The following is a 26,755-nucleotide window of genomic DNA, read 5'->3' as shown; positions in this document are numbered from 1 at the left end:
GGGGCGGAGCCCCCGCACCCCCGTCACCCCACCGGCGACGGCACGGCTTCGGCCACCCCCGCCCCGTACAGCGCGTGCGCCACCCGCAAAACCACCGCATCCGCATGCCGCGCCCCCACCAACTGCACCCCGATCGGCAACCCCGACGCCGTCATCCCGCACGGCACAGACGCCGCCGGCTGCTGCGTCAGGTTGAAGGGGTACGTAAACGGGGTCCACCCCGTCCACCGCGCGTGCCCCGACCCCTCCGGCACCTCCACCCCCGCCTCAAAGGCGGTGATCGGCAACGTAGGCGTCACCAGCAGGTCGTACGCGGAGTGGAAGCGCCCCATCGCATGCCCGAGCGCCATCCGCACGTCCACCGCCGCCAGATAATCCAGCGCGCTGTACGAGGCCCCCTGCGCACACACCTCCCGCAGCCCCGGATCCAGCAGCTCCCGCTGCTCCTGCCCGAGCGGCTGCACGACCCGCGCCGCACCGCTGAACCACAGCGTGTGGAAGGCCTCCACCGGATCCTCGAAGCCCGGGTCGATCTCCTCCACGACCGCGCCCAGCCCGGCCAGCAGCTCCACGGCCCGCCGCACCGCCGCGGCCACCTCGGGGTCCACCGCAGCGTCGCCACCGAGCGCCGGACTGTACGCGACCCGCAACCCGTCGACCGCGCCGCCACCCTCCGCACCCCCCGCGATGGCCTCCCGGAAGCTCCCCCCGAAGGGACCGAGCTGCGACCAGTCGCGCCAGTCCGCCCCGGTGATGACGTCCATCAGCAGGGCGGCATCGGCCGCGTCCCGCGTCATGGGCCCCACATGGGCGAGCGTCCCGAACGCACTGGCGGGATAGATCGGCACCCGCCCATAAGTGGGTTTGAGCGCGAAGATCCCGCAGAAGGACGCGGGGATACGGACGGACCCGCCGCCGTCCGTCCCCAGGCTCAGCGGACCGGCCCCCAGCGCGACCGCCGCCGCGCTGCCCCCGCTGGAGCCGCCCGCGGTGCACCCGGGGGCGTACGGGTTGCCCGTCACCCCGTATACGGGGCTGTCCGTGACACCTTTCCAGCCGAATTCCGGGGTGGTCGTCTTGCCGAGAAACACCGCCCCGTGGTCCCGCATCCGCGCCACCGCGGGCGCGTCCTCGTCCCACGGCCCGTCCGTGCGCACCGTACGGGACCCGCGCAGCGTGGGGCCGCCGCGCATCAGCAGGATGTCCTTGACCGACACCGGGACGCCGTCCAGGAGCCCCGCCGGTTCGCCGCGCCGCCACCGTTCGGCGGACTCCTCCGCCTGGCGCAGCGCTTCCTCGTGGTCCACCCGGCTGTAGGCGTTGACCCTCGGCTGGATCTGCTCGATCCGGTCGAGGGCGGCTCGGGTGGCCTCGACGGGGGAGAGATCGCCGGAGCCGTACCGCTCGAGGAGTTGAACCGCTGTCAGGTCGTGCAGGTCGGTCATCCAGCTCTCCGTTCAGGTGGGTCAGGACGGTCCGTGCGAATCAGTCCACCGGTACGTATCCAAGACGCTTGTCGACGATGTTGAGCAGGGGTTCTCCGGCGCTCCAGCGGTCGTAGTTGTCCTGGAACTGCTCGGCCAGGTGGTCGCGCCAGCCGACCGTGTCTCCGCTCATATGGGGCGAGACGAGGAGCCCGGGCACGTCCCACAGGGGGTCGTCGGGGGCGAGCGGCTCGTTCTCGAACACATCCAGCGCGGCACCCGCGATCTGCCGCCCGACCAGGGCGGACTTCAGATCGTCCTCGATGACGAGGGGGCCGCGTCCGACGTTGATGAACCGGGCGGTGGGCTTCATCCGGGCGAAGGCGTCCCGGTTGAACATGCCGCGCGTGGCCTCGGTGAGCGGGGCCACGGAAATCACCCAGTCGGCCTCCGCGAGCAGCTCGGGCAGCTCGTCGTTGCCGCGCACGCCCGGGCGTGCGGTGCGTCCGACCAGGTCGGCCTTGATCCCGAGCGCGGTCAGGGTGGCGGCGATGGCCCGGCCGATGGGCCCGGCGCCGATGACGGCCGCGCGCGTCCCGGCCAGCCGCATCGTCTCGCGGTGCTGCCAGCGGCGCTGCCGCTGCAGTTCCCAGCTGCCCGGGAAGTCCTTGCCCATGGCGATGACCAGGCCCGCGACGTACTCGGCGATCGGCTGCTCGAAGACGCCGCGCGCGTTGGTCAACACGGTGTCGGAAGCGGTCAGTTCGGGGCTCAGCAGCCGGTCCACCCCGGCGCTCGCGGTGTGCACCCAGCGCGGCCGGGGGCCGTCGCCGGGCCAGGCATCGCGTACCGCGTCGGAGGTGAAATCCCAGACCAGGAGGACATCGGCGGAGGGCAGGGCGTCGGGCAGCGTCTTCTCGTCGCACACCACGACCTGGGCCCGGCCGGTCAGCCGGTCCAGCCGGACCGGGGGCTGCTCGCCGAAGACGACAACAGTGCTTTCGGACATAGGCGGGAAACCGTTTCGAAACGTGGGTGGGTTTGGCTGACGAATGTCGGGGCAGGCGCCTTGGTTTCGGGATTGACCACGCTAGGCAGCGGAAACTACCGTCGTCAACAACGGATCTGTCCCGACGTCCCGGCATCAGGCCGGTGCTCTCTCTTATATCTCTGGCCAATGGTCCAGCCCTCCCTTTCTGTATTGGGGCTCGATATATGGACGTCTCCTTTCTGGGTGGCCCGCAGCCGCAGCGCGGCGTGGGCGTCGTCGCACCGTTCGACTTCGCGCTTGATCGCGAACTATGGCGCTGGGTGCCGGACGAGGTCTCGTTGCACCTCACCCGCACACCCTTCGTCCCGGTCGAGGTCAGCCTCGACCTGGCACGGCTCGTGAGCGAGCACGAAACCCTGCAGGACGCGGTGCGGGCGCTGAGCGCGGTCGCACCGGAAGTGGCGGCTTACGCCTGCACCTCGGGCAGCTTCGTCGGCGGCGTGGCCGGCGAGCGCGCGATGTGCGCGGCGATGACGCAGGCGGGCGAGCTGCCCGCGCTCACCACCTCGGGCGCCTTGCTGGAGGCGCTGCGGGAGATCGGTGCCCGGCGGGTCGCGGTGGTGACCCCGTACACCCGGTCGGTGACCGACTCGCTGGAGGAGTACCTGGGCGAGGCCGGTATCACCGTGACGGGCCGGGCCTACCTCGGACTGACCCGGCACATCTGGAAGGTCCCCTACCGCGACGTGGTCGACATGGCGCGGGAGGCGGTGGTCGGGTCGCCCGACGCGCTCTTCATCAGCTGCACCAACTTGCCGACGTACGACGTGATTCCGCAGCTGGAGGCGGAGTTGCGGATGCCCGTGCTGTCGGCCAACCAGGTGACGGTCTGGGCGGCGCTGCGGCAGATCGGCGCCCAGGCGGTCGGCCCGTACCAGGCGCTGCTGGACCCGGCCGCGCGGCGGGGCCCGGCGGGCATGGCGTCGTCGATGGTGGCCGACCCGATGGCATCGATGCCCCCGATGGCTTCGATGCCTCCGATGTCCTCGATGGCGGATCCGGCGGCGCACGCCGAGCCGGAGCCGGAGGCGGCGCTGGCCGGGGCCGCGTCGCCGGGGCCGGACGTCGATCCGGCGGACGGGCTCGACCCGGGGTTCGGGCCGGGGATCGGCGAGGGCCCGTTCCTCGACGACTCGGGAGGTCCGTCTGCGATGTGAGGGAACCTGCCGGGCGGCTGCGGTGTATCACAAATGACAGTGCAGGGGCGGCGCCCACGGGGGCCGCAGGTAAGGAGGCAGTCATGACGGACGCGACGCAGCGGACGACGCACCAGGCGCCGGACACGGTGGGCTTTCTCTACCCGGGCTATTCCGCCGAGGACGACTATCCGCGCCTGGAGGGGATGCTCGGCGACAGCGTGCGGCTCCCGCTCGTCCACACCGACATCGGCGAGGACGCCCACCGGGTGGACGCCCTGCTGGAAATGGGGTCGGGGTCCCGTCTCGCGGCCGGGGTCGCCGAGCTGAAGGAGCGCGGCGCCCAGGCGGTGATCTGGGCCTGCACCAGCGCGAGCTTCGTCTTCGGATGGGAGGGCGCCCGGGATCAGGTGCGCGAGCTGGAGGAGACGGCCGCGCTGCCCGCCTCCAGCACCTCCTTCGCCTTCGCCCACGCGGTGCAGGCGCTGGGCGTCGAGAGGCTGGCCATCGCCGCCACCTACCCGGAGGACGTCGCGGAGTATTTCAGGACGTTCCTGAAGGCGGCGGGCGCGGAGGTGGTCTCCACCCAGGGCAGCGGCATCATCACCGCCGCCGAGGTCGGCACCTGGGGGAAGGACGAGGTGCTGCGGATGGCCCGCCACGGCGACCATCCGGACGCCCAGGCGGTGCTGCTGCCGGACACCGCGTTGCACACCGCCGCCTGGATCGCCGACCTGGAGGCGGACTTGGGCAAGCCTGTGCTCACGGCGAACCAGGTCACGGTCTGGGAAGGGCTGCGGCTGCTGGGCCGCAGTCCGGTCCATGACCGACTGGGCGCGCTGTTCGCCACGGGCGGCTGAGAAGGGCCCTCGGCTGAGGGCCCGTGGGCGGCTGAGAAGAGTGGGCGGCGACGGCGGCGGAGAAAGGGAGCGAGTGGTGACGGATCGGTGAACCGGGCGGGAATTCCCTCTCTCCGGACGATCCCGGCAGTATTCCGCATCCCGAAATCTGCTTAGCATGCAGCCGTGCGCCGCCTTCCTCCCTCCTTCCCCGGGTCACAACGCCCGCTGCTGGTCACCGTCGCGGTGACGGTGGTCGCGGCGGTGGCCGCGGCCACGCTGGCCACCGCCGGCGGATCGTCGGAGGGCGGGGGCCCGCGGGCTTCCGCTCCCGCGACCGACGGGCTGCGGCACACCTCGGTCGAGGTGTCGGAGGGCGGCTGCGGCAAGGGCTGGGCCCATCCGCATCGCGGTAAGCAGGTCTTCGACCTGACGAACACCTCCAGCCGGGCGGCCGAGGTGTATCTGACCAACCCGGCGAACGGCTCGGTGTACGGGGAGGTCGAGGGGCTGGGCCCGGGCACCAGCCGCCCGCTGCGAGTCACCCTCGGCGGAGGCTCCTATGCCTTCCGCTGCCTGCCCGACGACACGGACGCGGTCACCGGACCCACGGTGACCGTGGCCGGACCGGCGCGCGGCGGCGGCCCGGCCGCCGTTCCGGTCACCCAGCAGGACCTGATCCCGCCCACCATCGCCTACCAGAAGTGGGTGCAGGGCCGGATGGGCGAGCTGGTGCGCCGCACCGACGTGCTGCGCTCGGCCGTCCGGGAGGGCGATCTGGCCGCAGCCCGCGCGGCCTGGCTGCCCGCCCATCTGGTGTACGAGCGGATGGGCGCCGCCTACGGCACCTTCGGCGACGCGGACGGGGCGATCAACGGCACCACGGCGGGGCTGTCCGGCGGTGTCCGCGATCCGGGCTTCACCGGTTTCCACCGCGTCGAGTACGGGCTGTGGCACGGCGCGTCCGCGAGCAGCCTGCGCGGTGCCGCCGACCAGCTCGACAAGGACGTCCGCGCGCTGCGAGACAGCTGGCCGCAGCAGCGGATGGATCCCGCGGACCTGGGCCTGCGGGCGCACGAGATCATGGAGAACACCGTGCAGTTCGAGCTGACCGGCCGCACCGACTACGGCAGCGGCACCAACCTGGCCACCGCGCGGGCCAACCTCGACGGCACCGGGGCCGCGCTGGACCGGCTGCGCCCGCTGCTGACCTCCCGCGACCCCGGGCTGCCGGAGACCGGCACCTGGATGGAGCGCACCGGGAAGGCCCTGGACGCCGCCCGCCAGGGGGACCACTGGATCCCGCTGGACCAGCTCGACCGGGGGCGCCGGGAGAAGATCAACGCCGCCGCGGGCGCGCTGGTGGAGCGGCTGGCCGATGTGGCGGCCCTGACCGATGTGCGGAGGACCCGGTGAGCGAGGTGCGGCGGCGGGGCTTTCTGCGGGGCGCCGCGGCGGGCACGGTCGGCGCGGTGGCGGGCGCCTCGGCCGCCCCGGCAGCCGCGCGGGCGGGCGGGTCGAACGCGGGCGGTGCGGGGCCGGAGGGCGCCGGGAAGGGGGCCGGGGGAGAGGCCGCCGCACGGGTCGCCTTTCACGGCGCGCATCAGGCCGGGATCCTCACCCCGCCGCAGCGCGCCACCGTGTTCGTCGCCTTCGACGCCACCGCCGAGGGGCGCACCGAGCTGACCGAGCTGTTCCGTACGCTCACCGCGCGCTGCCGCTTCCTCACCACCGGCGGCACCCCGGACCCGGTGGGGATCACCGCCCCGCCTGTCGACTCCGGCACCCTGGGCCCCCAGGTCACCGCCGACCGGCTGACCGCGACGGTCGGCGTGGGCGCCTCGCTCTTCGACGGGCGGTACGGGCTGGAGGACCGTAAGCCCCGGCGGCTGCGCGCCATGCCGTCCTTCCCCGACGACGACCTCGACCCCGACTGGTGCCACGGCGATCTGAGCCTCCAGCTCTGCGCGGAGAACACGGACACGGTGCTGCACGCGCTGCGTGACATAGCCCGGCACACCCGGGGCGCGCTCCAGGTGCGCTGGCGCATGGACGGATTCATCAGCCCGCCCCGCCCCTCCGGCACCCCGCGCAACCACATGGGCTTCAAGGACGGCACCGCCAACCCGGACACCGGCGACGCCCGGCTGATGGACCGCCTGATCTGGGCGGGGGAGGGCTCCGGGGAGCCGGGCTGGGCGACCGGCGGCAGCTATCAGGTGGTCCGGCTGATCCGGATGCTGGTGGAGTTCTGGGACCGGGTGTCGATCACCGAGCAGGAGCGGATGTTCGGCCGCGGCCGGGAGTCCGGCGCACCGCTGGACGGTCGGCACGAGTTCGACACCCCGCGCTTCGCCCAGGACCCCAAGGGCGACGTCATCCCGCTGGACAGCCATATCCGGATGGCCAATCCCCGTACGGCGCGCACCGAGGACCAGCGCATCCTGCGCCGCGCCTACAACTACGACCGGGGCATGGACGCGAACGGGAATCTGGACATGGGCCTGCTGTTCTGCAGCTATCAGCAGGACCTGGCCCGGCAGTTCGAGGCGGTGCAAAAGCGTCTCGCGGGGGAGCCGCTGGTCGACTACATCACCCCGTTCGGCGGCGGCTATTTCTTCGCGCTGCCGGGTGTGCGGGACCATGCGGATTGGCTGGGGCGGGCGTTGCTGGCCTGAGTGTCCGGGGCCGTCCGGCCACTCCCGGTAACGATCCCCATAACACTCCTGGTCAAGAACCTCTCAAGAATTCCTTGTGTTTTCCTGACCCGCTATTCATTCACCCTCCTCCATGGATTCCATCGGAATGTCCTGCCCGCGGCCGAGGATCACGGCGCAGGCGTGAAACGGATACACGTGGAGGCATGGCATGGGCGGTAGACGACGAGCGAAGCGCTGGAGTGCCCTGGCCGGGGCCGCGGTGCTGGCGGCCGCGGGCGGGGTGGCGCCCGCGTGGGCCGCGCCCGCCAAGGGGGCGGCACAGCGGACCGCGACGCCCGTGAAGCATGTGGTGGTGATCTTCGACGAGAACGTCTCGTTCGACCACTACTTCGGTACCTACCCCAAGGCCGCCAACACCGACGGCACGAAGTTCACCGCCGCCAAGGACACCCCGAAGAACATCGACACGCTCGCCCACGCGGGCCTGCTGGAGAAGAACCCCAATCTCTACAAGCCCAAGCGGCTCGCGTCCTCGCAGGCGATGACCTGCGACCAGAACCATTCCTATGGCCCCGAGCAGTACGCGGCCAATGGCGGCAAGGCCGATAAGTTCGTCGAGAACACCGAGGTCAGCAAGTGCGCCGGGCTGTTCGGTGAGCCCGGTCTGGTGATGGATTACTACGACGGCAACACGGTCACCGGGCTGTGGAACTACGCCCAGCACTACGCCCTGAGCGACCGTTCGTTCAGCTCGGGCTACGGCCCCTCCAGCCCGGGCGCCGTCGAGCTGGTCTCCGGTCAGACCCATGGCATCGTCTCCACCGACCCGAAGTCCTCCACCGAGGACCCGAAGCAGACCGACAAGCCGGACCCGGCGACCGTGTCCTCGCCGGACGCCCAGGGCGTCGGCACGATGATCAACGACCCGGACCCGGCCTTCGACGACTGCTCGGACAAGGACCACACCAGCAGCAGCGCCCTCGGCATGCTCAAGGGCAAGAACATCGGCGACCTGCTCAACGCCAAGGACGTCAGCTGGGGCTGGTTCCAGGGCGGGTTCCGGCCCAGCACCGCCTGGGACGGCACGCAGGGCAGCTACGCCAAGTGCTCCGGCACCACCCACACCAACGTCGGCGGCGCCTCCTCGGTGGACTACAGCCCCCACCACGCGCCGTTCCAGTACTACAAGTCCACGGCCAATCCGCATCATCTGCCGCCCAAGAGCGTCTCGGAGATCGGCCACCAGGGTCAGGCCAACCACAACTACGACCTGACCGACTTCGACGCCGCCCTCAAGACCGGCCATCTGCCCTCGGTCAGCTTCCTGAAGGCCGCCGAGTACCAGGACGGCCACGCGGGCTACTCGGACCCGGTCGACGAGCAGCACTTCCTCGTCAAGGAGATCAACGCGATCCAGAAGTCGCCGCAGTGGAAGGACACCGCGGTCGTCGTCGCCTACGACGACAGCGACGGCTGGTACGACCACGCGTACGCCAAGCCCACCAACGGCTCCCGTGACACCACGGCCGGTTCGAACGGCAAGGCGACCGACAGCCCCGCCTGTCAGTCCGCTCCCCGGCCCGCGCGCGGCTACCAGGACCGCTGCGGTCCCGGCCCGCGCCAGCCGCTGCTGGTGATCTCCCCGTACAGCACGTCCAACAAGGTCGACCACACCCCCACCGAGCAGGCGTCGATCACCCGCTTCATCGAGGACAACTGGCACACCGGCCGGATCGGTGACGCCTCCTTCGACACCCGGGCGAACGCGCTGTCCGGCATGTTCGACTTCCGGCACCCGAACAACACCCAGGTGCTGCTGAAGCAGGACGGCTCGGTGGCCTCGGTGCACCGGTCCGGGCACTACACGACCAGCGCCCTGGCCGCCGGCGCCCCGATCGCCGACGCCCTCACCCCCCGCCGCCTCGCCACGACCGGGACGGCGGGAGCGGGCGACTCGGCCGTCCTGCCGATCGGCATCGGCGCCGGTGCGCTGGTGTTCGGCGCCGCGGCCACCGTCCTGGTGCTGCGCCGCCGTACGGCCTGACCCACCCCCGGCCCGGGGGCCCGGAACCCCCGGGTCCCGGGCCGGGAATAAAGCGGAGCCTTCATCCGGTTGATGGTGCGCGGTAGACGATGCAGTACCGCAGTGCGATCAGGGAGGCGGGCCACCGTGGCCGATGAGCGGGACCGGCGAGACGACCAGCGCGACCAAGGCCGCGCCGAAGAGCGCGAGACCATCCGGGCCAGTCCCCGGGGCAGCGCGCCCGTACCGCTGTCGGTGCTGGACCTGGCGACCGTCGGCAGCGGGCTGACCGCCACCCAGGCGCTGCGCACCACCACCGAGCTGGCCAGGCTCGCCGAGCGGCGCGGCTTCCACCGCTTCTGGGTGGCCGAGCACCACTCCATGCCGGGCGTCGCCAGCTCCTCCCCGGCCGTCATCCTCGCCCATGTGGCCGCGCACACCGAGCGGATCCGGCTCGGCTCGGGCGGGGTGATGCTGCCCAACCACGCCCCGCTCGTCATCGCCGAGCAGTTCGGCACCCTGGAGGCGCTCGCCCCCGGCCGGATCGACCTCGGCCTCGGTCGCGCCCCCGGCACCGACGGGGCGACCGCGGCGGCACTGCGCCGCACCGAGCGGCTGCGCGAGGGCGCCGACGAGTTCCCGCAGCAGCTCGCCGAGCTGACCCGGTTCCTGGACGACGACTTCCCGGACGGCCACCGGTACGCCCGTATCCACGCGGTGCCCGGCCCCGTCCAGGGCACGGTCCCCGGCGGGGTGCAGTCCGCCGACCGGCCCTCGGTGTGGCTGCTGGGGTCCAGCGGCTTCAGCGCCCGGCTCGCGGGCCAGCTGGGCCTGCCGTTCTCCTTCGCGCACCACTTCTCCGCAGCCAACACGATCCCCGCGCTCGACCTCTACCGCGAGTCGTTCCGGCCGTCGGCGGTGCTGGACCGGCCGTACGCGTCGATCGGCGTCTCGGCGTTCGCGGCCGAGGACGAGAAGGCGGCCCACCGGCAGGTGCTCACCGGCGCCCTCTCCATGCTCCGCCTGCGCACCGGGCGCCCGGGTCTGGTGCCGTCGCCGGAGGAGGCCGAGGCCCACGAATTCAGCGAGATCGAGCGGGACTTCGTCAACAGCTGGCTGGCCAACGTGGTGTACGGGACGGCGGACGAGGTGCGCGAGGGGCTGGACGACCTGGTCAAGCGGACCGGGGCGGACGAACTCAAGATCACGACGACGGCGCACGGCCGGGAGGCCCGGATCCGTTCGTACGGCATGATCGCGGACGCGTACGGACTGCCGGACGCGCCCGCGGCGTAACCCTCAGGGGGAGAGCGGGCAGGCGGGGAGCATGGGAGGGATGCGGTCGGGCGGGACCGGGCGGGAGTAGAACCAGCCCTGCCCGGTGTCGCAGCCGATCCGCCCCAGTCGCTCCGCCTGCTCCGCGCTCTCCACGCACTCCGCCACCACCGTGAGCCCCAGCCGGTGCGCCAGTTCCACCAGGGCCCGGACGATCGTCTCGTCCGCCGGATTGGGGTGTTCCTCGGCCCGGAAGCCCTGGACGAAGGAGCCGTCCAGCTTGAGCGTGGAGACCGGCAGCCGGCTCAGATAGGCGAGGTTGGAGTAGCCGGTGCCGAAGTCGTCGATCGCGATGGCCACCCCCATGTCGCTCAGCTGCTGGAGCGCCTGTAACGGACGGCCCGCCGAGCCCATGACCGCCGACTCGGTCAGCTCCAGCTGGAGCAGCCGCGGCGGCAGCCCCGTCTCGGCGAGGATCGTGCCCACGTCGGAGACCAGGTCGGAGTCCCACACCTGACGTACGGCCACATTGACGCTGACCACCAGCGGATGCCCTGGATGGGCCTGCTGCCAGGCGCGGGCCTGGCGGCAGGCGGTACGCAGCACCCAGCGGCCGAGCGGCACGATCGCGCCGTTCTCCTCGGCCAGCGAGACGAACCGATTCGGTGAGAGCCGTCCGAACTGCGGATGGTCCCAGCGCACCAGCGCCTCGACGCCCCGGACGACCCCGTCGACCAGGCCGACCAGCGGCTGGTAGTCGAGCACGAACTCCTCCCGCTCGACCGCCGGTCGCAGCGTGCTCGACAGCGCCTGACGGGTCATGCGGTGAGCGTTGCGCTCGGGGTCGAAGAGGGTCCAGCGCGCCTTGCCGTCCTCCTTGGCCCAGTAGAGGGTGGTGTCCGCGGCCTGCATGAGCCAGGTGGTGTGGGTGCCCGCCGCAGGCCGCTCCACCACGCCGATGCTCGCCGACACCGACAGCCGCTGCCCGCCCACGTCGAACGGCCGCTGGAGCGCGGCCAGCACCGAGCGGGCCAGCTCGCACACCTGCTCGGTGCCGCTGGACTCCCGCACCAGCAGCGCGAATTCATCACCGCCGAGCCGCGCCACCAGATGGTCGCCGGGCGCCGCGCACTCGGTGAGCCGCAGCGCGACCGCCCGCAGCAGCCGGTCGCCGACCCGGTGGCCGAGGGTGTCGTTGATCGCCTTGAACCCGTCCAGGTCGAGGTAGCACAGCCCGATCCGGCCGGTGCCCGCGCGGTCGTACGCCCCCGCCTCCAGCGCGGCGGCCAGCCGCTCGAAGAAGAGGTTCCGGTTGGGCAGCCGGGTCACCGGATCGTGCATCTGCAGATGGCGCAGCCGCCCCTGGAGGTCCCGGCGGTCGCTGATGTCGGCCATCGACAGCAGCAGACTGCAGCTGTCCGGGGCCGGTTCGACGGTGATCTCGGCCCATAAGGCATGGCCGTCGGAGTGATGGAGCCGTCGGGTGCACGTCATCCGCTCGCGGCGGCCGAGCAGCACCTCGCGGTAGTCGTTCCAGGTGCGCGCGTCCTCGCGCAGCTCCGCCAGCTCGGCGGCGCCCCGGGCGGCCAGTTGGGCGGGTTCGGCGCCCAGCAGGGCGCCCAGCGCGGGGTTGGCGTCGAGCACCTTGCCCTCGCGGTCGATGACCGCCATGGCCAGCCGCGCGGCGTTGAACGCGGCGCGGTAGTCGGAGGGCGCGGCGCCCGGCGGTGCGCCCGGGGGCGTGCTCGGAGGCGCGCCCAGTTGTACGCCCGGGGGCGCGCCTAATGGTGCGCCGGGGGGCGCGCCCGGCTGCGCGCCCCGTTGCGTACCCGGGGGCGCGTCGGCGCCCGCCCCGATGGGGGAAGCGCTGGGGGGTGTATCACGCTCAGTGATCGTCGGCAGCGTCGCGCCGGGCGCGCGGCCCTGCCAGTCGGGGGTTCCGCTCACCGCTCGCTCCCGCTTGGCGTTCGTCTTGTCCAGGTATGTCATTTGTGTTGTACACGTCTCGTGCATCTCTCACACCGGGTGCCGGGCAGGCGCCAAGAGCCCGCCTGAATAGGTAATCCCCGCTGGAAATGTGCCGATCATAGAGGCTCGTACTCCGCGCGTTCCATCGACGCCATCGCGATCACCGCCGCCTTGACAAGGTGTTTGGTCGTATCTGTTCGACTCTGCGCGGGCGCACTGCCCGCTTGACCGGATGTGACCGTCTGTTACGTACCCGCATCCCGGCCTCTTCACTCGACCGGTCCAGCCGAACAGGGCGTACCGCGCCAATCCGACCCAGGGTGGAGTGGGTGTTCCCTCTACGCCCGGGAGGTCGGCATGGCGCGTCCTCAAGCGGCCGTGTGGGCGCCGCGGCCGCCCCGGCTGCGCCGGGCCCAGGCCGTCCTGACCTCGCTGAGCGCCCTGATCGCCACCACCGTGGTGGCCGGTCCCGCCACGGCCGTGGGCGCGGGCGGACCGTGCACCCTGGAGCGCACCGGCGCCCACCACTCCGAGGGGCTGGACAGCTGGAACGGCAACTATCCCCGCCCGGTCCGCTCGCTCCGCGCGGCCATGGTCTTCCTGTCCTTCCCGGACGCCGCCCCCAAGGTCACCCCCGCCCGGCTGGCCGCCGACCACACCCCCGCGACCGGTGAATTCTTCCAGCGCGCCTCCTACGGACGCTTCTCGCTGCGCGTCCACCCGATGCGGCGCTGGATCACCATGCCGAAGGCGTCCACCGCGTACGCCATACAGCGCGACTGGCACTCCGCGCGCCGGGCCGCGTATCTGCGCGACGCCATTCGCGCCGCCGATCCGCACGTGAACTTCAGCCGCTACGACATCGTCTACCTCGTCGCCGACCCCGACGCCCCGGGCGTCGACGCCGACGCGACCAAAGTGGTCAACTTCGAAAGGCCGCTGCGCGCCGACGGTAAGGATCTACGCCGTCTGGTGACCGTCTTCGAGCACCATCCGCCCGATCGCAACGTCCTCGCCCATGAGACCGGGCACGTCTTCGACCTGCCCGACCTCTACCACCGGCCCAGCACGACCGACAACAGCGGCGACTGGGACACCTACGTCGGCGACTGGGACCTGATGGGCAGCCAGTTCGGCCTGTCCCCGGACCCCTTCGGCTGGCACAAGTGGAAGCTCGGCTGGCTCACCGGGCGCCAAGTGGCCTGCGCCCGCGCCCTCGGCCCGAAGATGTACACCCTCCAGCCCCTCGGCGCCCCCATGGAAGGCCGCCCCGGCACCGACACCCGCACCCGGCTGGTCGTCGTCCGCACCGGCCCCACCACCGCCCTGGCCATCGAGGCGCGCGGCGCGTACGGCAACGACGCGGGCACCTGCACCGAAGGCGTCCTGGTCTACCGGGTGCGCAACGACGCCGCCTCCGGCGAGGGCCCGGTCCGGGTGCTGGACGGCCACCCCACCACCTCGGCCTGCTGGAACGAGTCCGTCTACCCCGAGCTGGCCGACGCCCCGCTCGGCGTCGGCGACTCCCTGCTGGCCCGGGAGGAAGCGGTCCGCGTGACCGTCACCGGCCGCGCCACCGGTGGCTCCTGGGCTGTCCAAGTGACGCGCGGCGAACGTACGTAACGGGTACGCCCCGTGCGACGACGGCGAGCGGACCTAGTCCGTCGCACCGTAGCGCGAGCAAGGGCATCCGAACGGTGATCAAGCAGTGTTCGAGGTGGCGTACCGAAACTGTGGCCTCGTTTTGATCTCCGGCGCCCGGGAGCGACCATGCCACGACACGCGAATCTGGCCGAGGCACTGAGAGAGCGGGCCCGGGACGGCGGGGCCGACACCGTCGCGCTCGCCCATCCGGACGGAGGCGGCGGCGAGCGGCGTATCTCCTACGCCGAACTCGACGACCGCGCCACCGCCGTCGCCGCCTGGCTGCGCGGACGCGACGCCGCCCGGCGCCGGGTGCTCATCGTCATGGACCCCGGTCCGCACATCGCCGCCGCCCTGCTCGGCTGCCTGTACGCGGGCGCCGTCGCCGTCCCCGTCCCCGCGCCCACCGCGTCCCGCAGCGCCGCGGAGCGCACCGCGGCGATCGCCCGGGACGCCGCCGTGGACCTCGTCCTCACCGAAACCGCGCACGCCACCGAGACCTCCCGTCGCCTCTCGCTCGTCGGCCGCGCCGACCTCACCTGCCTGCCCGTCGACCGGCTGCAGCCGGATCGCGCCGCCGACCGCGCCGCCGACGGGCCCGCCCCGCCCGCGCGCACCGATCCCGACAGCCTCGCCCTGCTCGCGTACGACTCGGGGCCCGCCACCGCCCCGCGCGGCGCCCGGCTCACCCACGGCAACCTGCTCGCCGCCATGCACGCCCTCCGGGCCACCCTGGGCACCGGCCCCCGCTCCCGGATCGGCGGGTGGCTGCCCCGCCGCCACACCCCCGGCCTGATCGGCCAGGTGCTGCACCCGCTGTGGCTGGGCGCCACCGCCGTCCCGCTGCCCGCGCGCCCGTTCCGTACCGACCCGGCCGCCTGGTTACGGGCCATCAGCCGCCACGGCATCACCGAGACCGTCGCCCCCGACACCCAGTACGCACGCTGCGCCGCGCTCGCCGCCGAAGAACAGCCCGCCGGGCTCGACCTCTCCCGCTGGCGGACCGCGCTCAACGCCGGGGAGCCGGTCTCGCCCGCCACCATGGCCGCCTTCGCCCGCCGCTACGCCGCCGCCGGGCTGCGCCCCGGAACCCTGGTCGCCGGATACGCCCCCGCCGAAGGCGCGCCCCTGCTGATCGCCGAGGGCCGCACCCCGGTGCCCGGCGCGGAGTTCGGCGTCGTCGACCCGCAGACCTGCCGCCGACTGCCCGAGGGGACGGCCGGGGAGATCTGGGCGCGCGGCGCCGCCGTCACCACCGGCCACTGGGGGCGGCCGCTGGACACCGTGCCGCTCTTCGCCGCCCGTGCCGCCGACGGCCCCGGCGGCTTCCTGCGCACCGGCGACCTCGGCCTCGCCGCGGGCGGCGGCATCCGCATGACCGGCCGGGTCCACGACGGCCTCCTGGTGGACGGGGTCACCCTGCACCCCCAGGACGTCGAGCGCGAACTGCTCGGCTGCGGGCGGGCCCTGGGGTCGGCCCGGGTGTTCTGCGCGGGGCCCGGCGCCGGGCCGCTGGTCGTCGTCCAGGAGGTCCGTACGGCGAGCGCCGCCCGGACCGGCCTGCCCCGGCTCGCCGCCCGCATCCGGGCCCGGGTGGCGGAGGAGTTCGGCGTCACCACTGGCGCGGTGCTGCTCGTACGCCCCGGGACGGTACGCCGGGACGGAGCGGTGAAGGTACGCCGTTCGATGCTGCGCGACTGGTATCTGCGCGGCGAACTGCGCGCTCTGCACGCGGAGTACGCGCCGGTCCCCACCGAACCGTGCCGGGGCGGCGCGGCCTGAAACAACATGTGAGTTCGACAGAGGGAATCAGACGGAAAGAGCCGCGAGGCCCGGAAACGTGGGGGAATAATCGTCGTCGGGGGCCGGTGGGGAAAGGGCGGGGCGAAATGGTCAGAGTGCTCATTGCCGAAGACATGCATATGCTGCGCAAGGCACTGGTCGCCCTGCTGGAATTCGAACCCGATATCGAGGTCGTGGCCGAATTCTCCAGCGGCGCGGACATTCTGCCCCGGGCCCGTCAGCTCCGCCCGGACGTCGCGATTCTCGACATCGACCTGCCCGGAGTGGACGGGCTGACCGCCGCCGCCGAGCTGCACACCGCCGTTCCCGAATGCCGGACGATGATGCTCACCAGCCTCGGGCGGCCCGGGAATCTGCGGCGCGCGCTCGCGGCCCGGGTCTCCGGATTCCTGCTGAAGGACAGCAGCCCGGCCACCCTCTGCGACGCCATTCGCGCGGTCGCGCGGGGTGAGCGGGTCATCGATCCCCAACTCGCCCTGGCCGCCCTGGACGACGGCCCGCAGCCGCTGACCCCGCGCGAGTTGGAGGTGCTGCGGATGGCCTCCGAGGGTGAGGAGGCCACCCGTATCGCGGCCCGGCTCTTCCTGTCGGTGGGGACGGTACGCAACTACCTGACCTCGGCCGTCACCAAGCTCAACGCGCGCAACCGGGTCGACGCCATCCGGATCGCCCGCGAGGCGGGCTGGCTCTGAGGGATCACGCCCTCTGAGGGGTCACGCCGTCACCGCCGGGCCGAACTCCTCCTCCGTACCGCGCCCCCGCCCGCCCCGAGGCGGTTGTGCGGACACCTCCAGCTCGGCCCGCAGCTCGAACCAGCCGTCGGCCCGCGCGTCCGCGTGCAGCCGCCCGCCGAGCCCCGCAAGCCGCACCCGGAGGTTGCCGATCCCGCTGCCCCCGTCGGCTCCGGCGGTGCCCGTGACGCTGTCGGCGCGCAGGAGGGTGGACGGCTTGCCCACCCCGTCGTTCACCAGCGTCAGCCGCACCGTGGACCCCGCCCGCCGGGCCGTGATCGCGCAGTGCTCGGCCTTGCTGTGCCGCAGCACGTTGGTCAGCCCCTCGCGCAGCACGCTCGCCAGCACCGTGTCCACCCGCTCGGGCAGCGGCCCGCAGCCGATGTCCGCGGTGGCCCGGATGCCCGCCGCGGCCAGCATGGACCGGGCCGTCTCCGCCTCCGCGGACAGCGACATCTTGCGGTAGCCGCTGGCCACCGCCCGTACGTCGGCCAGCGCCTGACGGGACGTCTGCAGGATCTCGGCCAGCTCCTGCTGGGCCCGGTCGTTCTGCCGGGGCACCAGCCGGTGCACCAGCTCGCACTTGAGGGTGATGGTGGAGAGGCTGAGGCCGAGCAGGTCGTGCACGTCCCGGGCGAACCGCAGCCGCTCCTGGGCGACAGCCAGCCGGGCCAGCTCCGCGCGCGACCGCGATACCTCGGCGACCAGCCCGGAGAGCCGGGAGAGGCCGAAGACCACCAGCCCGGTGATCGTCGTGGACACGGTGGTGTACGCGACCTTGTCCCAGCCGAACCCCACCTGGAACAGCAGCACATCGGTGATCACCAGGATCGCGGCGAACGTGGGCCAGGCCACCGCCGGGGCCAGCACCAGCAGCGCGGAGCCCGCCAGGAAGCCCGGCATGCCCAGCCACGCCTGCTCGAAGACGGCGAACGGCAGGAAGGTCAGCACCGCCTGGAGCAGCAGCGTCCAGTGCCGGGCGGCGGCCAGCCGGGGCGCCAGCGCCGGGAAGGAGTGGGTCAGTTGGATACCCAGCAGCACGGCGAGCACCGGCAGGATCTCCAGCATCCGCACCACGGCGTCCACCGCGCTCCCCGGGGGGAGCCCTTCGACCACGTACGTCACGGCGACGGCGAAGTAGAGCAGAAGCACCATCACCGTGATCACCACGGCCAGGCGCGGCGCCAGGTCGTCATGGTCGCGCGGCGGCTTGTTCCCGGCATCGTCGGGCAAGAGGCTCCCCTGCACTCGTCCTCCGGATGGTCGGGCCGGATTGGGCGGCTTGCCCGAGAGTATCCGATCTTTTGCGGGGGAGGAGGGGATGCGGAGAAGGCTCATGCTGTACACAGAGTTACGGGTTGTCACCGGCAATCACAGGAGGAATCACAGGAAAAGGGGAATGGGATTCAGCGCGCGGTACGGAGTCGCCCGCCGCAGCCGTCCCAGGGCCACCGGGACGTCGTAGAGGCGGCCGGGGGCGAACCGGGGCCAGTGCGGGCGGAGTCCCGGCACCAGGACCTTGGCCACGGGCAGCCCCACGTCCGGCCGGGTCTGGTCCAGCACCAGCAGCTCCATCCCGCGCGCGCGGACCGCCCCCCGGACGGCCGCCAGGGCGTCGCCGTCCGGGGGCGCGGCCATCGCGGGCGGTGGCGCCGCGTCCGGACCGGGCGTCAGATAGGGCTGGTTGGCGATGGTCGCGGTACGGAACCAGCGCAGCGCCTCCGGGTCGGCCGCGCCGTATCCGCCGCCGTCGGCGCGGGCCTCGACCACCGCGGGCAGCATCTGGTTCAGCTCCGCGAAGGCGTGGCACAGCGCGGTGTGCCGGTCGAAGTGGGCGCCGAAGCCCAGGGTGATGTCCTCGGCGGGCTTGTCGGTCCGCCGGGAGAGCGCGGCGACCACCGGGATGCCGAAGTCGGTGGTGAGGTCCAGCGCCCACACCTCGCGCCGCAAACCGCCGTGGGCGCGGCGCAGTTCGGCCAGCCACGGGTCGTCGAGGCCGTCCAGGGCGAGCGCGGGCTGACGGGTGCGGTTGTACCACCACAGGGCGACCGCGTCCCGCTCCACCAGCTCCAGGAAGCCCCGTACGACGGCGTCGGCCAGAGTGGACCCGGCCGCCGCGCCGTTGGAGTCCGCCCGGCAGCAGCGCTGCCCCGGGGGCTGCGGGGCGCCGTAGTACAGCAGCGCGGTGGGCACCAGGCGGTGGCGCTCGGCGGTGAGCGACCACACCGGCGTCCAGTCGAGTTCGGCGTCCTCGTCGAACGGGTCGGGGACGCGGTGGCGCGGCGCGCCCTGGCCTGGGAACTGCCGCGCGAACTGCCGTGCGTCCATGAGCTGGACGGTGTCCGGATGCACCGCCTCCGCCGGGTCCAGGGCTCGGTAGCGGGCGCGCTGGCGCGGCTCGTCCCCCTGGAAGTGGCCGCTGTAGTGCTCAAGGGCCTCGCACAGGGCGCTCGCCCGGGCCTGTTCGGCGGTCCGCCCCTTGCCGTGGGCGGCGGCCCGCAGCCCGGCGCGCACGGCGTCCAGGCCGCTCGGCGGGGTGGGCGCTCCGGCGTGCGCGGCGTGCGCGGCGCACGAGGCGTAGACGGCGTACGAGGCGTACGAAGGGTGGCGCGCGTGGTAGCAGTTGAGGAACGCCGGGCCGCGCGGATCGCGGCGGATCTCGGTGACCAGCCCGGTGACGGGGTCCACCAGATGGCCATAGCGCTCCAAGACGCGCAGCGGTGAGGCGTCTTCGGCGTCGGCGTAGTGCGGCTCACGCCGGGACGGCAGGGCCAGTGGCGCCCGTATCCGCTCCGCGACCAGCAGCGGATTGCCGCACCCGGCGCACTGCGGGCGGCGGGAGAGCGGATGGTGGTCCACGGTGGCGGTGAGGCTGTCCAGGGTGCGCAGCGCCCGCTGGCCCGGATGCCGGTGCCCTGCCAGCCACTTGGCGGCCTCCAGCGCGGCCAGCTGGAGCGCGGCCGCGCGGCTCGCGGGCAGCGAGGCGGGCGGCCGCGGCACCGGCCCCGGGCGGCCCAGTCTGCGCTGGAGGTACGCCTCGGCCTGCCGCCCCCGCCACAGCCGGTCGGCCAGACACGCCCAGCACGGGTCGTCGGGGGCGCCGAGGAACGGGCCGAGCCAGGCTCGGGTGCCCACCGGTTTGACGGGCAGCCAGCGGCGGCCCGCGGCGCGATGGGCGGCGTCGACGGCGGCGAGACGTGGATCGAGGTAGTCGTCGCACACCACAAGGGTGAGTTCGGCGGCGCCGTGTTGACGCGGGCCCACTTGACGAACGGCCCATCGGCACTCCCGGCCCTGCGCGGCCGGAGCCGCCGCCCGGTCGTACGGCTCCTCATCAGCCTCGTCGCCCTCGTCAGCCGTGTCCGTCTCGTTCACCCCGGCCGCCGACCGCAGGCCCGCCGCCCGCAGCGCCCGGACGACTTCGGCGGGATCGGCCGACCCCAGGATCACCGACGCCACCGACGCGGTGGTGGCCCCGGCCGGGCGTATGGAGCGGCCGTCACCGCCGCTGTCGCCGCCGCCCAGCCCGGCCAGTTCCCAGTACGCCTCCTCCGGTCCGGGGGCGTGCGTACGCTCCCGCTCGGACACCAGCCCGGCCGCCCGCAGCCGCGCGATGACCCGCTCGGCCTGCCCGGCGGGCACCGCGCCCGGGCGGCCGGGCGCGCGGGCGGCCTCGGTGAGGATGTGCGCGAGGTCCCGCGACCCGTCCAGCAGCGGCGCGAGCGCCGCGATCGCCCGCCCGTGCAGCGCGGTGACGCCGTGCTCGGAGACCAGGTAGACGGCCTCGCCCGGCACCGGCTCGACCCGCAGATGCGGGGTGAAGCCCAGTTCGCCCGCCATGTGTCCCCGCCCCCCTCATTCCCCGCTGACCGTGCAGATGCAGATGCGCGGCGCGACGGCCTCCCAGGAGGCGGCGGTCAGATCCTCGATGACCAGGTCGTCCAGGTCGTGCAGCGTGTCCAGACCGTGCAGACCGTGCAGACCGTGCAGGTCGGCGGTGCCGTCCGGCGACCGCGTGGGTTGCGGGGGGATGGAGGCTTCCGTCATCACAGGCTCTCCAGGGTGTGAATTTGTCATGGGTCGAACTGCCAGGACTCATACCGAGTTCGGTAGTCCGGCACTGGTCGGATGCACCGCTCACCCGCGAGTCTTTTCTGTGCCTCGATGGCACGGCCGCGCGGCCAGGAGGCACCTGACGGACCGTTGACGGAGGTACAGGACCATGGACATCAAGGTGTTGGGGCCGCTGAGCGTCGAGGCGTGCGGTCAGTCGATCGTGCCCAGCGCGGGCAAGCCGCGGCAGATCCTTGCACTGCTTTCCGTCTACGCCAACCAGATGCTGCCGGTGCCCACTCTTATGGAGGAAATCTGGGGCACGCAGATGCCGCGCAGCGCGCCCACCACCTTGCAGACCTACATCCTCCAGCTCCGCCGCAGGCTGGCCGCCGCTTACGGCCCCCAGGCGCCCCAGGCGTCGAAGGACGTGCTGGCCACTCGGTACGGCGGTTACGTCCTGGAGGCGCAGCCGGGCGCGGTTGACATCCATGAGTACGACCGGCTGGTGGCCGCCGGGCGCGACGCGCTCGACGCCGGGGACGATGTCGAGGCGTCCCTGCTGCTGCGCGAGGCGCTCGCGGTCTGGCGCGGTCCGGCGCTGGTGGATGTGCGGGTCGGTCCGGTCCTGGAGATCGAGCTGGCCCGGCTGGAGGAGAGCCGACTCGGCGTTCTGGAGCGCCGTATCGAGGCCGATCTGCGGCTGGGCCGCCATGCCGAGCTGCTGACCGAGCTGACCGAGCTGACCGCCCGCCACCCGCTCCACGAGGGGCTGCACGCCCAGTGCATGGCCGCGCTGTACCGGGCGGGTCGGCCCTGGCAGGCGCTGGAGACCTATCAGGGGCTGCGCGCCCGGCTCGTCGAGGATCTGGGGCTTGAGCCCTCGCCGCGGCTGCAGAAGCTCCAGCAGGCGGTGCTCGCCTCCGATCCCGCGCTCGACCTCGACCTCGAAGGGCAGTGGCGCCGACCGGTGCTCGACCTGTTCGCCGCCTGACCCGCCCCGCCGTACGGTCCGCCCTCCCCCGAAACGCCCGGCGCCGCCCTTCAGCCGGGTCTGCTACGGCTCCGCTGCCCGATCCCCCCGCGCGGGCAAGCGGAGCCGTAGTGCATTTCCCGCCGACCGCCTGCCCGTTCCGACCCACCGCCTGTCCGACACCAGCCGAGGGGGTGCCTTGCGCATCGTCGATCTGTCCGCACCGGTGGACGCCCCCGCGCCCGGTGGTTCCACCGGCGTGTGCGGGATGTCGCGCGTCATCGACCGGATGCCGATGGAGTGGTTCCTGCGCCCGGCCCATGTCCTGGACATCACCGGCGCCGACCCGGACACCCGCACCGCCGGGGTCGAGGACATCGAGAAGGCGCTCGCCCGGACCGGCTGCCGCCCCCGCCCGCTGGACGTCGTCCTGCTGCACACCGGCGCCGCCTGCTGGGCCGGTACGCCGCGCTACTTCACCGATTTCACCGGCCTCGACGGCCCCGCCACCGACTACCTCCTCGACCTGGGGGTCCGGGTGATCGGCACCGACGCGTTCAGCCTCGACGCCCCGTTCCGCCAGATGATCCGCCGCTACCACGCCACCGGCGACCGGTCGGCGCTGTGGCCCGCGCACTTCGCGGGCCGCCGCAGGGAGTACTGCCAGATCGAGCGGCTGGCCCGGCTGGACACCCTGCCGCCCACCGGCTTCCGGGTCGCCTGCTTCCCCGTCAAGATCGCGGGAGCGGGTGCGGGTGCGGGCTGGACCCGCGCGGTGGCCCTGCTCGACGAGGGGTGAGCCCGGTGGTGACGGCACATCAAGAGGTCGACACCGAGGTCTGCGTGGTCGGCGGCGGCCCGGCCGGGCTCGTCCTCGCGCTGCTGATGCTGCGCTCGGGGGCGCGGGTCACCGTGCTGGAGCGCGCCCGCGCGCACGAGCGGGAGTCCCGGGGCGAGATCCTGCAGCCCGGCGCGCTGGCGCTGCTGGACGAGCTGGGGGTGCTCGCGGGGGCGCGGGCGCGCGGCGCCCAGGAGCACGACCGGTTCCGGCTGTTCGAGGGCCACCGGATGCTGCTGGAGGCCGACTACCGCCTCCTCCCCGCCCCGTACGACCATCTGCTGTCCCTGCCCCGGACCCATCTGCTGGACGAACTCCTCGCCCACTGCCGCCGCTCGCCCGGCTTCCGCTTTCTGCCCGGCCGGAGGGTCGGCGGTCTGGTGTGGCGGGACGGGCGGATCGCCGGGGTCACCGCCGACGGCCCGGACGGCCGCTGCACCGTGCGGGCCCGGGCCGTGATCGGCGCGGACGGGCGGTACTCCCGGGTCCGGCGGCTGGCCGGAATCGGCGCGGGCCGCACCGAGGCGCTGCACCAGGTGCTGCTGTGCTGCACCCTCAGGACGGGCGGCGCGGACGCCCCGCCGCTCCGCGAGGTGCGGGTGTTCCGCACCGGGGACGGCCCGGTGGTGGTCTACGGCTCCTGGCCGGACCGCGTCCACCTCGGCTGGACGCTGCCGCTGCACGGCCACCGCGCCCTCACCGCGCTCGGCCCGGACCGGATCAGGGAGCGGCTGGCGCGTGCCGTGCCGCCGTACGCGACGGCCATCCGCGAACAGGTCCGCCCTCTGGGCGACCTCGGCCTGCTGGATGTCTTCTCGGCCCGCGCCCGGCGCTGGGTGGACGACGGTCTTGTGCTGATCGGCGACGCCGCCCACACCCACGGCCCGATCGCCGCCCAGGGCATCACCCTCGCCATCCAGGACGCGGTGGTGCTGCACCCCGTACTGGTCGGCGCCCTGGCCGCGGGCGACCTCGGCGCGGATCGGCTCGCCGCCTTCGAGGGGCGCCGTGGGCCCGATGTCGCGGCCGTCATACGGATGCAGACCCGGCAGAGCCGGGCCCTGCTCTCCGGAAGCGCGTTCGCCACCCGTGTGCGCCCCCATCTCGCGCGGGCGCTGCGCCACACCCCGCTGCACCGCAAGATGCTCCAGCGCATCGCGTTCGGCGGTCCGTCGATCCGCGTCATGGACGCCAGGGCGTCCGGGCGCCTCCGACCCGGATCGGGTGACGCGGACCAGGTGACCCGCAGCGACTGACCCGATCGGGTGACCCGGATCGAGGCGGGCTCAAGTCACGGCGGCGACCATGGCTGTTCTCACCAGCACCCCGCCGGGAACGACCGCGAGGAGGGCGCCGATGGTGCCGAGGGTGTCACACGCAGCCGGGCCGTCCGTCGTGGTGCTGGGCGGCACCGGCGCCCTGGGCGGTGCGGTCCGGAGCGCGTTCGAGGCCGTGGGAGCCCGGGTGCTGGTGGTCTCCCGCCACGAACCGGAGCCCGGCGAGACCGTCTCCTGGGCGGGCCTGGATCTGACCCGCGCCTCGTCCGGACAGCTCGCCGCCGTCCTCGCCGGGGCCGCCCCCGACACCGTGGTGAACGCGGCCGGGCTCACCCGAGGCGGCACCGGGGAGGAGCTGGCCGAGGCCAACGCCGGGCTGGTGCGCACCCTGGTGGAGGCCGCCGCGGCGCTGCCGTACCGGCCCCGGCTGGTGCAGCTGGGCAGCGTCCACGAGTACGGCCCGGTGTGCCGAGGCGTCGGCATCACCGAAGACCTGCCGCCCGCGCCGGTCAGCGCGTACGGCCGCGCCAAGCTGCTCGGCGCCCAGACCCTGCTGCGCGCCACCCGGGCCGGTGCGGTCGATGGCACGGTGCTGCGGATCGCCCAGGTCTTCGGCCCCGGCGCGCCCCGCGCCGACCTGCTGGGCACCGTCGCCCGCCATCTGGCCACCCACCGCCCCGGTCCGCTGCGGCTGGAACCGCTCGCGGGGCGCTGGGACTTCGTGGACGTCCGGGATGCCGCCGCCGCGGCCCTCGCGGCGGCGACCGCGCCCCGGGCGAGCGGACAGGTCGTCAACATCGGCTGCGGACAGGCGCTGAGCGTGCGGCGGCTGGTGGAGCGGATGATCGTGCTCAGCGGGCTCGGCGTGCCGCTGGTGGAGGAGCCGGGCGCCGGAGGCCATGCCGCGGGCCCCGCCTGGCAGCGGGTGGACATCTCCCGAGCCCGGCTGCTGCTGGGCTGGCGGCCGAGGTTCGGCACGGTCCGGTCACTGCGCGACCAGCTGGCCGAGGCGGGCGCCCCGGACCGGGCGGCGGTGGCGCGCTCATGATGGACCTCGGTCTGGACGGGCGTACGGTCCTGGTCACCGGCGCCACCGGCGCCATCGGCCAGGCAGCTGCCCGCGCCTTCGCGGCGCAGGGCGCGCGGGTGGCGCTCGCCTACCGGAACCGCCGCGAGGCCGCCGAGGAGCTGGCCGCCGAGCTGGCGGGCCCGGACGGCAACCGGGCCTTCGCCGTGCCGTACGCCCTGGAGGACACCGCGTCGCCGCGCTGGGTCGTGGCCGCCGTCGAGGAGCGCTGGGGCGCGCTGGACGTATTGGTGGCGAACGCCTGGCGGCGGGGCGCGCGATCCGACGCACGCGCCCGTTTCGAGGACATCCCCGAGGGGGACTGGCTGCCGGTCGTCGCGGACAGCCTCGCCCCGGTGATCCGCACGGTGCAGTGCGCCGTCGTCGGGATGCGGGAGCGCGGCTGGGGCCGGATCGCGCTGGTGTCATCGCGCCGGGTGCCCGACGAGTTCCACGGCGCGGCCGAGGCCGGGCTGCACGGTCTGGCCCGAGGCCTCAGCGGGCAGGTCGCGGCGGACGGGGTGCTGGTCAACGCGGTGTGCCCGGAGGGCGCGCCCTCCGGGGCCGGGGCCGCCGCGCAGACCCTGCTGTTCCTCTGCTCGGCGGCCAACACCCATCTCACCGGCCACACCCTCACGCTCACAGGCGGCTGACCGGGGAGGGATCGTGCGCGTCCTGTTCACGACCTGGGCCCCGGGCGGGCATCTGATCGCGCTGGTGCCGCTCGCGCGGGCGTTCCTCGCGGCGGGGCACCAGGTGCGGGTCGCGGTCCCGGGCGGCTGCGCGGCGGCGGTCGCCCGGGCCGGGCTGATGCCGGTCCCGGCCGGTGTGCTGCCGCGCGCGCTCGGCGTGCCACCGGCCGTGGCGCGCCGCTCGCGCGGCATCTGGCCCGCGGACTGGCCGGTGCGGCCCAGAGTGCTCGGCCCGGAGCAGCACGGGGTGCTGCGCGCCCTCGGCGACCAGCGGGTGGCCATCGCCGAGGCCATGGCCCAGGGGCTGGTGGCCTACGCCCGCTGCTGGCAGCCGGAGCTGGTGGTGCACGACGCGAGTACGTACGCGGGCACGGTGGCCGCCGCGGCGCTCGGCGTGCCCGCGGTCGGCCAGCTGTGGGGGAGCACGGCGCTGCCGCGCCTCGACCGGCAGCGGCTGGACGGCCCGCCGCTGCCCGGCTACGCACGCCTGATGCGGCGCTATGGGGCGGACCCGGCGCGCGAACCGGAGCTGTGGCTCGACCCCTGCCCGCCGAGCCTGGTGCTGCCGTCGCCGGAGCGGCGCCTTCCGGTGCGGTTCGTCCCGTACGAGTCCCCGTATGAATCCCGGTACGAACCCCGGTACGCATCCCGGTACGAGCCGCCGTACGGGCCGCCCCGGGAGGCCCCGTACGAGTCGTCGCCCGAGGCGTATGAGGGGGCGTACGACGCGGCAGGCGAGCCGTCGTGCGATTCCGTCCGCCCCGGACCCGCCCGGATCTGCGCCGTGTGGGAGGACGCCGCGGGCCCGCCCGAAGCCGTGCGGACGGCGCTGCGGGCGGCCGAGGCGCGCGGGGTGGAGGTCGTCCGGCTGGGCAGCGCCGCCCAGGGGCGGCCGCCCGCAGGACCGCTGCACCGGCTGCTGCCGGGCTGCCGCGCGGTGCTCCACCAGGGCGGTGGGGCCGCCGTCCTGGCCGCGGCGGTGGCCGGGGTGCCGCAGCTGATCGTCGCGCCCGGCCCCGAGCAGCAGCTCAACGGTGTGCGGGTGGCCATCACCGGTGCCGGGGCGCATACCCCCGCCGACCTGCTCGGCGGCTCGCCCCGCATCGCCCGGGCGGCCGGGGCCCAGCTGGCCCGGGACCTCTTCGCGCTGCTGGAGCAGCCGTCGTACGTGGTCGCGGCCCGCGCGCTGCGGGAGGAGGCCCGCTCGATGCCAGGACCGGAGGCGGCGGTCGCGCGGTTGACGGGCCGCCCCGAGGGCACCCGGGGCATACGAAAGGCCCCTCACGCTCGGTGAGAGGCCTT

General features: G+C 73.7%; 20 protein-coding genes and 1 pseudogene. 15 read left to right on the top strand and 6 right to left on the bottom strand.

The annotated features are described in order from the left end of the window. Positions 1-23: 23 nt before the first annotated feature. Together ACFV9T_RS09360 and ACFV9T_RS09355 are read right to left on the bottom strand one after the other, a co-directional pair. Positions 24-1,445, bottom strand: coding sequence for an amidase (locus tag ACFV9T_RS09360; RefSeq protein WP_385437854.1), 1,422 nt, complete (start codon positions 1,443-1,445; stop codon positions 24-26). A gap of 40 nt (positions 1,446-1,485) precedes the next feature. After that, positions 1,486-2,433 (bottom strand): D-2-hydroxyacid dehydrogenase, encoded by a 948-nt coding sequence (locus tag ACFV9T_RS09355; RefSeq protein WP_385437852.1) that lies wholly within the window; start codon positions 2,431-2,433, stop codon positions 1,486-1,488. Between the two features lie 206 nt (positions 2,434-2,639). Between ACFV9T_RS09355 and ACFV9T_RS09350 the strand changes: the two genes are divergently transcribed. From ACFV9T_RS09350 to ACFV9T_RS09325, 6 genes are all read left to right on the top strand, one after another. Beyond that, positions 2,640-3,632 (top strand): decarboxylase, encoded by a 993-nt coding sequence (locus ACFV9T_RS09350; RefSeq protein ID WP_385437850.1) that lies wholly within the window; start codon positions 2,640-2,642, stop codon positions 3,630-3,632. Positions 3,633-3,715: 83 nt separating this feature from the next. Then, complete coding sequence (locus ACFV9T_RS09345) at positions 3,716-4,471, top strand: decarboxylase (RefSeq protein WP_385437847.1); 756 nt, start codon at positions 3,716-3,718, stop codon at positions 4,469-4,471. A 165-nt stretch (positions 4,472-4,636) separates the two neighbouring features. Beyond that, on the top strand, positions 4,637-5,866 hold the full coding sequence (locus ACFV9T_RS09340; protein ID WP_385437844.1) for an EfeM/EfeO family lipoprotein: 1,230 nt from the start codon (positions 4,637-4,639) through the stop codon (positions 5,864-5,866). Further along, on the top strand, positions 5,863-7,128 hold the full coding sequence (gene efeB, locus ACFV9T_RS09335) for an iron uptake transporter deferrochelatase/peroxidase subunit (RefSeq protein WP_385437841.1): 1,266 nt from the start codon (positions 5,863-5,865) through the stop codon (positions 7,126-7,128). Before ACFV9T_RS09340 ends, efeB begins: the two co-directional genes overlap by 4 nt. A 190-nt stretch (positions 7,129-7,318) precedes the next feature. Continuing rightward, positions 7,319-9,154, top strand: a complete 1,836-nt coding sequence (locus ACFV9T_RS09330) for a phospholipase C (protein WP_385437839.1) — start codon at positions 7,319-7,321, stop codon at positions 9,152-9,154. Between the two features lie 192 nt (positions 9,155-9,346). Continuing rightward, positions 9,347-10,429, top strand: coding sequence for an LLM class flavin-dependent oxidoreductase (locus ACFV9T_RS09325; RefSeq protein ID WP_385437897.1), 1,083 nt, complete (start codon positions 9,347-9,349; stop codon positions 10,427-10,429). A gap of 3 nt (positions 10,430-10,432) precedes the next feature. Here ACFV9T_RS09325 and ACFV9T_RS09320 read toward each other — a convergent pair whose 3' ends face one another. Beyond that, positions 10,433-12,397, bottom strand: coding sequence for a putative bifunctional diguanylate cyclase/phosphodiesterase (locus ACFV9T_RS09320; protein WP_385437836.1), 1,965 nt, complete (start codon positions 12,395-12,397; stop codon positions 10,433-10,435). Positions 12,398-12,733: 336 nt separating this feature from the next. Here ACFV9T_RS09320 and ACFV9T_RS09315 point away from each other — a divergent pair, with 336 nt between their 5' ends. The 3 genes from ACFV9T_RS09315 to ACFV9T_RS09305 all read left to right on the top strand — a co-directional run bounded on the left by ACFV9T_RS09315 (position 12,734) and on the right by ACFV9T_RS09305 (position 16,515). After that, on the top strand, positions 12,734-13,999 hold the full coding sequence (locus tag ACFV9T_RS09315) for a M6 family metalloprotease domain-containing protein (RefSeq protein ID WP_385437834.1): 1,266 nt from the start codon (positions 12,734-12,736) through the stop codon (positions 13,997-13,999). Positions 14,000-14,146: 147 nt separating this feature from the next. Beyond that, a complete protein-coding gene (locus ACFV9T_RS09310) occupies positions 14,147-15,802 on the top strand; it encodes an AMP-binding protein (protein ID WP_385437833.1) in 1,656 nt (551 codons plus the stop codon). Between the two features lie 107 nt (positions 15,803-15,909). Continuing rightward, complete coding sequence (locus ACFV9T_RS09305; RefSeq protein ID WP_385437831.1) at positions 15,910-16,515, top strand: DNA-binding response regulator; 606 nt, start codon at positions 15,910-15,912, stop codon at positions 16,513-16,515. 21 nt (positions 16,516-16,536) lie between these two features. On the opposite strand, the gene ACFV9T_RS09300 is transcribed toward ACFV9T_RS09305, so the two are convergent. The 3 genes from ACFV9T_RS09300 to ACFV9T_RS09290 all read right to left on the bottom strand — a co-directional run bounded on the left by ACFV9T_RS09300 (position 16,537) and on the right by ACFV9T_RS09290 (position 20,601). Continuing rightward, positions 16,537-17,787, bottom strand: a complete 1,251-nt coding sequence (locus ACFV9T_RS09300; RefSeq protein ID WP_385437830.1) for a sensor histidine kinase — start codon at positions 17,785-17,787, stop codon at positions 16,537-16,539. 150 nt (positions 17,788-17,937) lie between these two features. Beyond that, complete coding sequence (locus ACFV9T_RS09295; RefSeq protein ID WP_385437829.1) at positions 17,938-20,394, bottom strand: TOMM precursor leader peptide-binding protein; 2,457 nt, start codon at positions 20,392-20,394, stop codon at positions 17,938-17,940. Between the two features lie 15 nt (positions 20,395-20,409). Further along, the gene (locus ACFV9T_RS09290; RefSeq protein ID WP_385437828.1) at positions 20,410-20,601 is read right to left on the bottom strand and encodes a hypothetical protein; all 192 of its coding nucleotides are present in this window, start codon (positions 20,599-20,601) and stop codon (positions 20,410-20,412) included. Between the two features lie 175 nt (positions 20,602-20,776). On the opposite strand from ACFV9T_RS09290, the gene ACFV9T_RS09285 reads away from it, so the two are divergent. The 6 genes and pseudogenes from ACFV9T_RS09285 to ACFV9T_RS09260 all read left to right on the top strand — a co-directional run bounded on the left by ACFV9T_RS09285 (position 20,777) and on the right by ACFV9T_RS09260 (position 26,747). Continuing rightward, complete coding sequence (locus tag ACFV9T_RS09285) at positions 20,777-21,601, top strand: BTAD domain-containing putative transcriptional regulator (RefSeq protein ID WP_385437826.1); 825 nt, start codon at positions 20,777-20,779, stop codon at positions 21,599-21,601. Between the two features lie 205 nt (positions 21,602-21,806). Next, a pseudogene (locus ACFV9T_RS09280) lies at positions 21,807-22,379 on the top strand (cyclase family protein); the annotation flags it as partial. Positions 22,380-22,387: 8 nt separating this feature from the next. Continuing rightward, a complete protein-coding gene (locus ACFV9T_RS09275; protein ID WP_385437825.1) occupies positions 22,388-23,674 on the top strand; it encodes an FAD-dependent monooxygenase in 1,287 nt (428 codons plus the stop codon). A 112-nt stretch (positions 23,675-23,786) separates the two neighbouring features. After that, on the top strand, positions 23,787-24,743 hold the full coding sequence (locus ACFV9T_RS09270; protein WP_385437823.1) for an NAD-dependent epimerase/dehydratase family protein: 957 nt from the start codon (positions 23,787-23,789) through the stop codon (positions 24,741-24,743). Beyond that, the gene (locus ACFV9T_RS09265) at positions 24,740-25,414 is read left to right on the top strand and encodes an SDR family NAD(P)-dependent oxidoreductase (protein WP_385437821.1); all 675 of its coding nucleotides are present in this window, start codon (positions 24,740-24,742) and stop codon (positions 25,412-25,414) included. The genes ACFV9T_RS09270 and ACFV9T_RS09265 overlap by 4 nt, the downstream gene beginning before the upstream one ends. A gap of 13 nt (positions 25,415-25,427) precedes the next feature. After that, positions 25,428-26,747: a nucleotide disphospho-sugar-binding domain-containing protein gene (locus tag ACFV9T_RS09260; protein WP_385437819.1), complete on the top strand. Its 1,320-nt coding sequence runs from the start codon at positions 25,428-25,430 to the stop codon at positions 26,745-26,747. Positions 26,748-26,755 lie beyond the last annotated feature (8 nt).

It is taken from the genome of Streptomyces sp. NPDC059850 (assembly GCF_042731515.1).
Classification (GTDB): domain Bacteria; phylum Actinomycetota; class Actinomycetes; order Streptomycetales; family Streptomycetaceae; genus Streptomyces.
This window is presented reverse-complemented; position numbering and strand designations above follow the sequence as displayed.